Here is a 9,852-nt window from a genome sequence, read left to right on the forward strand (position 1 = left end):
AGTCGAACACGCGGCGGACGGCCAGCCACAGTCCGCACAGGATGAGCACCGCGGCGCTGGTCTCGCCGATGGATCCGCCGATGTCGCCGGAGAGCAGCGGCATCCAGGCGGTGGACTGGTTCTCGAACTTGGCCAGCCCCAACGGCGTGGCTCCGGAGACGGTGTCTAGGGGAGCCTGCATGAGGGGGACGGCGAAAAGCCGCGGCGAAAGGTGGAAGAAGCCGCCTCCAGGGGGCGTCCAGGTGGTGATGGCGGTGGGGAAGCAGGCCTGCAAAAAGGCCCGCCCCACCAGCGCCGGGTTGAAGATGTTCTGCCCCAGTCCGCCCCAGATGAGCTTGCCCAGCCCGATGGCGACGCAGCCGCCCAAAAAGGCCATCCAGAGGGGAAAGGCGGGCGGCAGGATCAGTCCCAGCAGGACGCCCGTGAGCAGGGCCGAGTTGTCGCGCAGCGTGGCGTTGGGCCGGGTGAAAAGGTACTCGGTGCCCACGGCGCCCAGAGCGGACGCGGCCACCACAAGCAGCGCCCCCAGTCCGAAGTAGTACCCCGCCGCCGCCAGGACGGGCAGCAGCGCCAGATTCACCTCGGCCATGATGCGGGGAGTGCTGGTCTCGGTCTTGAGGAAGGGGCTGGTAGAGATGACCAGTTCTCTGGGACGCTGTTTCATGACCGCTTTTTGGCCTCCCTCACCATGTTCTTGCCCATGCGTATCCATTGCACCAGCGGGATGTTGGAGGGGCAGATGTACGAGCAGGAGGCGCATTCGAAACAGTCGAGGACGTGCAGCGCTTCCAGTTCCTGCACCGCGTCCACACGGGCCAGTTGGGCCAGCCGGGTGGGGTTGAGGAACATGGGGCAAGCCTCCAGGCAGCGTCCGCAGCGGATGCAGGGGTATTCGATGTCGCGTCCGGGCAGGACCTCGGTAAAGGCCAGAATGCCCGAGGTTCCCTTGAGCACCGGCACGTCCAGGTTCTTTTGGGCCATTCCCATCATGGGTCCCCCCATGATGACTTGCCTGGTGTCTGTGTGCAGCCCTCCGCAGTATTCGACCAGGGCCGAAACCGGCGTCCCCAGCGGAACCAGCAGGTTGCGGGGACGCGAGATGCCCTCCCCGGTCACCGTTACCACCCGCTCCACCAGGGGAATGCCGCGGTCGAACCAGTCGGCCATGGCCGCCGTAGTGGCCACGTTGTTGACCAGCACGCCGATGTCGAGCGGCAGTCCGCCGGGCGGCACGCGCGTCCCCAGCAGGGCCTCGATTAGCATCTTTTCGGCGCCCTGGGGGTATTTGACCTCCAGGCCGGCGATTTCGACGGGCCGGGGAAAGGCCGCCGCCGCTTGCCGCAGAGCCTCGATGGCCTCGGGTTTATTGTCCTCCACCGCCACCCAGCCCTGCTCGGCCGAGAGGGCCTGCATCAGGATCTCGGTTCCGCGCAGCACCGCCTCAGGACGCTCGGCCATCAGGCGGGCGTCGCAGGTCAGGTAGGGCTCGCACTCGCAGCCGTTGATGACCACCTGGCGGACGGGCCGGTCGGGCTGCATCGAGAGCTTGACGTGGCTGGGGAAGGCGGCGCCGCCCAGCCCCACCAATCCGGCCATCTGGACGCTCTGCACCACCTCCTGGTTGCTGAGCGCGGCGGGGTCCACGGCCGCCGAAGGGTCGATGCGCTGGCTGGAGTAGGGGTCGGCCTCGATGACGATGGCGGGCATCATTTTTCCCGTGGGGTGAGGACGCGGTTCGACCGCCTTGACGCGTCCGCTGACGGGGGCGTGCAGGGTGGTTGAGACGAATCCCCCGGCCTTGGCGATGAGCTGTCCGCGCTTGACCTCGTCGCCCGCCCGCACCAGCGCCACCGAGGGAGCTCCGATGTGCTGCGAGAGCGGCATCACGTATTCCTCCACGAAGGGGAAGCGCTCGATGGGACGCCGCTTGGTGGCGTCCTTGCGCTGGGGCGGGTGGACTCCGTGGCGGAAAGTGGTGCTGTGAAGTTGGTGCGCCGCGCTGCTCATGTGAAGTCCTCGCTAAGAATCGATGCCCGCTAACTGGCGGAGGCGCCGGCGCAGGGCATCAGCCACCTGCTGTTGAAAGCTGTGCCGGTCCTGCGCGCGGCGGTCCTGGTGTTGGGTTTGGAGCGACTCTCGGCTTTCTTCGACTTCTTCCCTCTCTTTCTCTTGTTGTTTGCCGTCCGGCACTCCTTCGCTGCGCGGGTCGCGCTTGAAAAGCGGGTGGAGGCGCGTTTGCGCGGCTTGTCGGGCCTGTTTCAGGCAATCGCTGGGCGGAAATCCGTCGCGTCTGGGGCTCGGGGAGTAGAGTCCGATAAGGGCGGGACCGGGGTATTGAAGGGCAGCCTCAAATCCTTCGCACAGGTGAGCCGGGTGGGCTGGCGTGGAACTCAAAAGGAAGACCTCGGGGAAGAACATGGACCGGGTCAGCGATGACCACATATCGCCCATCGCCGCAGAGATGGATCCGCCCCGCAGGAGGATGACCTTGATGGGATAGGGGGCGGTCATGAGCCGGCTCAGGGAGGCCAGCGAATGGGCGGCCAGGGTCTCCGGGTCCGTGAGCAGCAGGATGGGGACGCAGGCGGCGCGTTCTTCATCCTCGAGATCCGCCCAAGCGAGCTGGTTGAGTTGCTGAAGCTGATCCTTGAGGTCGGGCGGGTCTTGAGACTTGAGCCGGGCGGAACGCAGCAGGCGGGCTTCCTCGACGGCCCGGCGGGCCGACGACTCGGCCAGTCCCAACGTCAGATCGATGCCTTGCTGGGAGAGATCGGCCACCAGAGGCGCATGGAATGGGTGCCAGGGGTAGCGTGCGGCCCATGGGGCCGTTGAGGCTCCGGCGATCACCACCTGAAAACGCGCCCGCCCCAGGCGCGAGGGGCCTTCTTCCAGGCGCCAGGCGGCGTCCTGTAACTGGCGCTCCAGGCGGGCCAGATCGGCCATCTTGTCGCGGTCGAGGCGGATGCTCTGACCCTGCTTGGCCAAGGCTTCGTCGAGGCGGGCCAGGCGGGTTTCCGATTCGTCCAGTTCGCCCAAGGCCGATTCCAGCAACTCGGGATCGGCGGCATCGAGTCCGGCGCTAAGCAGCTTGTGGAGGCGGTCGTGGACTTGGCCCGTCAGTTCCTGCACACGGCGGACGCGGCGGGAGGCCTGCTGCTGTCCGGCGTACTCGGCTATGGCGGCTATCAGGCGTCCGGCCAAGCGGGAGCCGCTGCCGGGCTCGCTGTCGCCGCCGCCGAGCTGGGCTTGGGCGCAGTGGCGTGAGAGGAGTATTGAGGCCAGGCGGGTCCAGGCGGGGTAGGGGAGTCTGGCTTGAGCGGCTTCGCTCAGTTCGGGCGCGTCGGTTTCTTGGCCGTTTGTCAGGATCGCCGCAGGGATGCGCCTCCCACCAGCCCTGGGTTCATCCTGCTGGCCGGCCGCGGAGATGTGCCTGCCACCAGCCCGGAGGTCGTCTGGCTGGCCGGCTGCGGGTGCAAGCCTTCCACCGGCACCGGGGGCGTCTTGCTGGCGGGCTGCGCGGAGGGCTTCGGCGATGATGGGGCCCGGGGTGTCGGGGAAAGACTCCAGGGTGCGCCAGGCCTGGGCCGCCGGGCCGGTGGTGTTGTCATCGCGGGGAGCGGCGGTCAGGGCCTCTTCGGGGCATTCCTCGATGCAGGCGCGGCAGGCGCGGCAGGTGGAGGGGTTGAAGGCCATGAAGAGCACTGCCCCCTGGCCTTGCTTGCGCGATTCCGGCTCGGCGAAGAAACGCTCGGTGAGTATGCAGGCAGGTGCCGTGGCCTCCTCGAGCGCGGTCCGCAGAGAGTCCAGCAAGTCGGACGGGTCTTCATCGGGAGCGTCCGGAGCCACCTCCTGATAGGCCTCCAGGACGAGGTCGGCAGTCAGGGCCTGGTCCTCACCCAGGCGGGAGGCGATGTGGTTGACCCACTTGCCCATCACCCGGCGCAGCGTAGAGCCCTGGGGATGCTTGGCCAGCGGCTTGATGGCGTGATCGAGCCAGGTGCGCAGGTCCAGGACGGTGGCGGAAATGGCCGAGTCGGGACAGAGCGTCCAGCAGTGTCCGCACCCCGTGCATTGGTCGGGGTCGAGGACGGGCAGCGAGTCGCCTTCCGCCGCCGGCGCCAAGGCCGCGCTGCTGGAAGGGACCGATCCCAGCGTGAAAAGCGGGTCGGGAAAGCCTTCGTAGGCGCCTTCGCGAAGGGGTTGGGCCAGGTCTCCCCAGAAGGCGGCCAGGCTATGAAAGTTGTGCTCGCCCGGGCCCAGGCGGCGGACGAGGGGAGGGATGTCGGGCTCCTTCCCTTCGGGGCTCTGGCCGGGACCCGCGGCCATGCGGGGCTCGTCCTGTCCGTCCCCTTGCAGCGACAACCTCTGCAACTGGGGGTAGGCGTTGCGGACCGCCGCCAGCAAGCTCTCGCGCTTGGGGAAGGGGCTCTCGCCGGGACCCGCTGGGAGTCCCAGCACCACGCGCGAGCGCCGGCCGGGGCGGTCTCGCTGCTCGGCCAGCAGGGCCGACAGAGGAAGTTCGATGCCATGGAAAGCTCCGGGCAGGTGGGCGGTGACCCACGCATCGTCCCAGCTTCCCAGGACGGCAGTGATCTGGCGGCGCAGAGGGGCCTCGGAGTCGTAGAGCAGCGGGACGCGTTCCAGCACCGTCAGAAGAGGCCGGTGTGAAAGCGCGTCCCGCAGCTCGTAGGAGGAGAAGGGACGTAAAAAAGTCAATCCCAGCACGCCCACCCTGCGGCCCTGGTCCCGCTTGAGGCGGCTGGCTAAGCGGCAGGCCTGGTGGAAGGCGGCTCCCTGAGCGACGATGACCTGCGCGGCCTTGTCGATTTGATAGGCGCGCAGAGGCGAAAGCGGACGGTCCGTTTGCCGGGCCAGCTCGTCCATGGCCTGGCGGGCCAAATCAGCCACCTGCTGGCGGAAGAAGACCTCGCGTCCCACCTGGGCTGCGGTGTCGGCGGCGGGTCGGGAACTCCAGGCCACCGGATGGTCGGGATCGATCCAGCGGGGGACTCGGCGGCGGAATTCGCCGAAGATCTGGAACTGGGCCTCAGAAGGCGAGTCGATGGAGTCGTCCTCCTGCCCCAGATAGCGTCGGACGAGGCGCTGGGAAGGCAGATCCAGGGACGCTTCCCATTCCTCGGGCAGGTCGTTCTCTTCATTCGGAACGTCGGGCCAGTCGTGGACCAGCACCGCCGGGACCAGCGACTGCTCCGAAACCCGATGGGCCAGCAGGGTCAGGTCGGCGGCCTGTTGAGCGTCCTCGGGCATGAGCAGGAAGCATCCGCTTTCAGCGGCCAGGTGGCAGGCGCTGTGATCGGCTTCGCCCAGGGCGTGGACGACCAGCGCAACCTGTCTGGATGCAGCCAGGCGCAGAGCGGGGAGAGCCGACTCAAGGCTTCCCCGCAGGATGGCGGCGCTGCGCCGTCCGCTCATGGCGCTTCCCTGGGCCGCCGACAGGGCTTCGCCGGGCTGCCCGTCCTCAAAAATTCTCGACCCGCAGGAGGCCTCCACCTCGCCGATCACCCAGGCGTCCGCCCCAGGACGCGGGGGCAGCGCTGCCGGAGGACGCTTCTTAAACATGTCGCTCCTCCTCGTCCCTGGGCTTCATCCAGTGGGGGATGCTGTCGGGGAACTGCTGTCCGCTATCGTCGAAATAGACGATGGCTCCGGTGGGGCAGCGGTAGGTGGCCTTCTCGGGAGGCTCGGCGGGACCGTCGTAGTCGATCTTGGGCAGTCCGCCCAGCATCTCCACGCTTTGGGGAGCGTCAGCGGCGCAGCGTCCGCAGCCGTCGCAGGTGACTCCGCAGCGCAGGCGGGCCGCTTCGCCCTCCAGCGGGGAATTGCACTGCACGAAGAGGCGGTGGGTAACAGGGTGGATCTCGAAAAGATCCAGGGGGCAGACGTCCACGCAGTCGCCGCAGGCGGTGCAGGCGTCGGCGATGACGGTGGGGAGCCCCTGGCTGTTCATAAAGATGGCGTCGAAGTCGCAGACCTGCTTGCAGTCGCCCAGCCCCAGGCATCCCCAGGAGCAGGCGCGTCCGCCGCCGTTGACGAGGACGGAGGCGCGGCACGACTCCATGCCTTGATAGGCGGCCAGCTCGGCCACCCGTCCGTGTCCGCCGGCGCACTTGAGGCGGGCCACGCGGTGGACTTCGGCCCCCACCTCGACGCCCAGCAGCGAGGCGATCTCCTCCAGCGCTTGGGCGTTGCTGACGGTGCACTTGGCGGGCGGCACTTCCCCGGCCAGCAGTTTCTCGGCGAAGGCGTGGCAGCCGGGCTCGCCGCAGGCTCCGCAGTTGTTGCCCGGCAGCATGTCGTCGAGCTGCTCCAGGCGCGGATCTTCCTCCACTTTGAGGAAGTGGTCGGCCAGCGCCAGCAGGATTCCGAAGACCCCGGCCAGCGAGGTCATGATGAGAGCGGCGGCGGCGATGGTCTCCATGCTTCCTCCTCAGCCCTCCAGAGCCTGGGCGCGGGCCACCATCTCAGGGGTGGCGGTTGCGTCCTCGGGACGCGGCGTTCCCGGGTGAATGCAGTGGGCCGGACAGTTCTCGGCGGCCTGCACCAGTTGTGCGTAGGTCCCTGCGCCCGCATCGGCGATCTCGGCCTGCTTGTCGCCGTTGTACTTGAAAAGCAGCGGATTGAGCTGGATGCAGTCGTTGCAGGAGGTGCACAAGATGGTGTCGATGTAGGGCTCCTCGAACCCGTCATCGTCCGGAGCGGCGGGACCCCCGCCTGGGGATACGGCTTGGCCGCCAGAGTCGGGGTCGTGGGATGCGGCCGCTTTTTCGTGGGCAGGCTCTTGTGCTGCGGCCTCCTCTGCCAGGCTCGGCGCCGCCAGATCGCCGGCGGGAGCCATCTCGACGCCGGTGAGGATGCCGACCAGGCGGTCGATGGCTTCTTCGGCGCCTTGCTTGCGGGCTTCTTCCAACAGGGCCTCTTGCTCGGCCAGCAGGCGTTCTTCCAGTTCTTTGCGCAGCTTGGCCTCGGCCCGGCGGACGTATTCGTTGTTGACTCCCGCCAGTTCCTGCAGCATGCGCCAGGAGCGTTTGCGGTCACGGCAGGCGGCGGCCATCTCGCGCGTCATGACGGCCCGCCGCGGGGTCATGTCTTGGTCCAATACCCACAGGTAGGGGACGGCGCTGGGAGGCGTCTGGTCGAATTGCTCGAGGTAGCCCGCGATGTCCATCTGCCGGGGGCGGCCGGCGGACTCCTCTCCCTCCTCCTCCCAGGCCTGGCGGGGGATGACGCGGAAGTGGCGGCGGTAGTTGGGATTGAGGGCGGCGGCATGGGCCAGGGTCAGGGAAACGTCCAGTTCCTGCTCACGTCCTTCGGCGTCTTGAAAAGGCACCCTGTAGGTCGGGCAGAGCGACTCCGGTTGAGGATTGCCCCGCAGGTCGAAGCGCTCGGCCCAGGTCAATCCGTCCGCCGGAGAGTAGGTGAAGCAGGTGGCGGCGCGTCCGGCGTGGGCCGACCAGCCCAGCATCCAGCTCCAGCGGTGGGAAGGAACCTTTTGCGCTTCCTGCTTCGGGGAGGCGTCGGCCGCCTCGGGAACCCAGATCAGCGCCAGCGACGGGTCCAGCGTCTGGGAGAGCTTGCCCAGGCCTTCCAGCAGGAGGCCGGGGCGTACCAGCGTCCCCTGCAGGACGAAAGCTTCGCGGTGGGCCATGGCCAGGTATCCCAGGTCGGGCAGGTAGCCGGTGGACAGGTCGAGTTGGTCGCCGCTCAGGCGGGTCAGCGGATCGTCGTTGAGTGCCAGAACGTGGATGGGACGCGACGATCCCAGCACCTGGCTGAGGTCGGACATGGCGCGTCCGCTCAGGCGCTGTGCTGATTCCAGCACTACCACCGGAGGCATGGCCCGCAGCTCTTCTTCCGAGCAGGACTGCCACTGGAAGCGCTTGAAGACGGCGTCGTGAAGCTCCGGAGTATATCGCCCTTCGATCTCCAGAGCGGCGATGCGCATGGCACGCAGCACCCGCAGCCGGCGCCCCATCAGCTCGTCGAAGAAATCGGGAGCGGCTTGCAGCGGTTCCCGATGGCGCTGCAGGGCCTTGGTCTCCAGTCCCGGCAGAGTTGGCGGCGATCCGCGGTGGAGGAGGTAAAAGGGGGGCTCGTTGCGCCAGGCTTCGAGGTGCTCACGGAGGTCCTGAAGGGCCTTCTCCATGCGCTCCCGCCGCTGCGGTTCAAGAGGCCTGGAACCGCGTTTCGGGGGCAGCAGGTCTGAAAGCGCCGCCGCGTCCAGCAGCGCATCGCCCTGCTCTCCCATCGAATGGGAGATGTGGTCGGCATCTTCGCCTTTGAGCCGGGTGTCCGACTCCAGACGTCCTTCCAACTCGGTGGACAGGCGGCGGACTTCCCGGCTCAACTCGCGGGCGGCCTGATGGCGTCCCCGGGTCAGCGACCAAGCGTAAAGCACCAGCGGGGCCAGGGGATGAAAGGCCACTAGAGCGCCTTCTCGAGGCAGATGGCGGCGCAGCGCTTCGACTTCCTGCGCCAGTTCCCTGCGCGCCGCCTGGCTGGAGTCGCCGAAGGAGTCCAGAAAGCGTTGCAGTGCCTCCTCCAGAACCGATGCGGCGGGGGCGCTGGGTTGTGTCCAGTCCCAGCGGTCGGCCAAGTGCACGATCTTCTCCAGATGAGACTCCAGCAACAAGGTCTCGGCCCCATCTTGGCGACAGGTTTCGAGGGCTTGGCCGAGCACCTCCCTCAGCGGACGCGGCCCCTTGTTCTCCTCACCCGAAGGCTCGGGGAGCAAAAAGGGGAATGCATAGGCGGACTCGCCCTGCGCTTCGAGACCGTGAACGGCGGCCGGCCACAGCGGCTCATCGGGCGGCGGATCGTCGGGCATGGCCGGCCCTTGCCCTGCCAGGTGAAATTCCCGAATGGCCTCGGCCCAGTCCCTTTCCTCGTCGCCCGTCCGGGGCGGGGTGTTGACTAGTTGCTCCTTCACGTCAGCCTCCGCTCTCAGATGGTGAAGCGGTCCAGGGCCCGCTCCAAGGCCGTCAGTTTTTCCTGCGGACTCATTCCCATGCCCGCAACGCTGGCGTTTTCATAGCGCTCGGCCTGCGGGTTTCGGTAGAAGAGCCCGATCGGAAAGAGTTCCTCGTGGGAGGCGATCTCGCGCGCTTCCTGCAGGTCGGACGGGTCGTGCTCGGTCTGGTTCTTGAACAGCTTGGCCGCCTCGGGGGCCAGTTGAATGCCGTCTTCATGCGTCATCATCAGCACCTGCGAGGGGTCCTTCTGGGCTTCGGCGAAAACGTCGTGGGTGAAGTGAGGGCAGCGCTGGAAGATGCGCACGAAAGAGGTTCCCTTGTGCTCGTGAGCCGCCTGAATGGTGGCGTAGACGTGAGGCGGATTCCAGTCCACCGTCTGGGCCACGAACGATACGTTGGAGATGCCCAGGGCCAGCGTGATGGGATTGAGCGGCACGAAGAACGAGCCCTGGGGGTGGGTGTTGGAAACCGATCCCTTGCCGGTAGTGGGCGAGGTCTGCTTCTTGGTCAACCCGTAGATGTGGTTGTCCAGAAGCAGGATGGTCATGTCCATGTTGTAGCGCATGGCGTGCACCCAGTGGCCCATGCCGATGGCGCAGCAGTCGCCGTCGCCGGTGACCACGAAAAGATTGAGGTCGGGGCGCCGGCTGCGGACTCCGCAGGCCACCGGGAGGGCGCGTCCGTGCAGGCCGTGGAATCCGTAGGTCTTCATGTAATGGGGAAAGCGGCTGGAGCAGCCGATGCCCGAGACCACCACGGTCTGCTCGGGAGGCATTTGGCGCTGGCGGGCCAGCCGCTGCACCGCGTTGAGCACCGAGTGGTCTCCGCACCCGGGGCACCAGCGCGGCTCGGCGGCGCAGTA

The 9,852-nt window shown here is 67.4% G+C and carries 6 protein-coding genes; all 6 read right to left on the reverse strand.

The window, feature by feature from the left end; genetic code table 11:
• A partial coding sequence (locus tag VLU25_06935; protein HSR67659.1) for an RnfABCDGE type electron transport complex subunit D occupies positions 1 to 664 on the reverse strand: 664 nt, incomplete at its 3' end.
• Positions 661 to 2,007, reverse strand: a complete 1,347-nt coding sequence (rsxC, locus tag VLU25_06940; GenBank protein HSR67660.1) for an electron transport complex subunit RsxC — start codon at positions 2,005 to 2,007, stop codon at positions 661 to 663. The genes rsxC and VLU25_06935, both read right to left, overlap by 4 nt.
• 12 nt (positions 2,008 to 2,019) lie before the next feature.
• On the reverse strand, positions 2,020 to 5,580 hold the full coding sequence (locus VLU25_06945; GenBank protein ID HSR67661.1) for a 4Fe-4S binding protein: 3,561 nt from the start codon (positions 5,578 to 5,580) through the stop codon (positions 2,020 to 2,022).
• Positions 5,573 to 6,439, reverse strand: a complete 867-nt coding sequence (locus VLU25_06950) for an RnfABCDGE type electron transport complex subunit B (GenBank protein ID HSR67662.1) — start codon at positions 6,437 to 6,439, stop codon at positions 5,573 to 5,575. Before VLU25_06950 ends, VLU25_06945 begins: the two co-directional genes overlap by 8 nt.
• A 9-nt stretch (positions 6,440 to 6,448) precedes the next feature.
• Positions 6,449 to 8,947, reverse strand: a complete 2,499-nt coding sequence (locus VLU25_06955) for a ferredoxin (protein HSR67663.1) — start codon at positions 8,945 to 8,947, stop codon at positions 6,449 to 6,451.
• Between the two features lie 14 nt (positions 8,948 to 8,961).
• Positions 8,962 to 9,852: thiamine pyrophosphate-dependent enzyme (locus tag VLU25_06960; GenBank protein ID HSR67664.1), on the reverse strand; the 891-nt coding region annotated here is incomplete at its 5' end.

Source organism: Acidobacteriota bacterium (assembly GCA_035471785.1).
Classification (GTDB): domain Bacteria; phylum Acidobacteriota; class UBA6911; order RPQK01; family DATIPO01; genus JANQFM01.

Excerpts from the sequence above, each read along its gene's own strand:
- rsxC (HSR67660.1), bottom strand. The coding sequence starts at position 2,007 with ATGAGCAGCGCGGCGCACCAACTTCACAGCACCACTTTCCGCCACGGA.
- VLU25_06945 (HSR67661.1), bottom strand. The coding sequence starts at position 5,580 with ATGTTTAAGAAGCGTCCTCCGGCAGCGCTGCCCCCGCGTCCTGGGGCG.
- VLU25_06950 (HSR67662.1), bottom strand. The coding sequence starts at position 6,439 with ATGGAGACCATCGCCGCCGCCGCTCTCATCATGACCTCGCTGGCCGGG.